The following is a 524-nucleotide window of genomic DNA, read 5'->3' as shown; positions in this document are numbered from 1 at the left end:
GTTGTTCCTTCCAGTCCGGTCTACCAGGGCAAATTATCGGCACCATCAAAAATTGGGGCCCCGTTCTGCAAACCGGCAACGGGCACCTATTGTTGGCACAAGTTCAGCCGCCGGGAAAAAAGCCCCAAAGCGGTTGGGATTTCATCAACGGCAACCGGAGCACCATTAGTTTCCTCTGAAGTGGGTTGATTCTGCTGACATGGGGCCGACTAATCTCCCAAAGTTAAGATTTCTACCCCATCTTCGGTTACCGCAATGGTATGTTCAAACTGGGCAGAGAGCTTACCATCTTTAGTGATGGCAGTCCAACCGTCATCGAGTAACACCGCCTCCCAGGTACCTTCATTGATCATCGGTTCAATGGTGAAGACCATACCAGGCCGCAATCTTTTGCCTTTGCCAGCTTTGCCGTAATGGGGAATTTGTGGGGCAGTGTGGAAAATTTTGCTAATGCCATGGCCAACAAAGTCCCTAACGACAGAAAACCCCTGGGCTTCGGCATGGGTTTGAATGGCAGACCCAAT

At 50.8% G+C, this 524-nt stretch carries 1 protein-coding gene and 1 pseudogene; one reads left to right on the top strand and one right to left on the bottom strand.

Annotated elements, in window-relative coordinates:
• Positions 1-179 (top strand): annotated as a pseudogene (locus tag ACLNEE_RS16890) (methionyl-tRNA formyltransferase); the annotation flags it as partial.
• 30 nt (positions 180-209) lie between these two features.
• Here the strand turns inward: ACLNEE_RS16890 and ACLNEE_RS16885 are convergent.
• A partial coding sequence (locus ACLNEE_RS16885) for a M24 family metallopeptidase (RefSeq protein WP_412007450.1) occupies positions 210-524 on the bottom strand: 315 nt, incomplete at its 5' end.

The organism is Aphanothece stagnina RSMan2012 (genome assembly GCF_046764815.1).
GTDB lineage: Bacteria > Cyanobacteriota > Cyanobacteriia > PCC-6307 > Cyanobiaceae > NIES-981.
The sequence above is the reverse complement of the archived record's forward strand: the minus strand, read 5'-3'. Positions and strand labels throughout refer to the sequence as shown.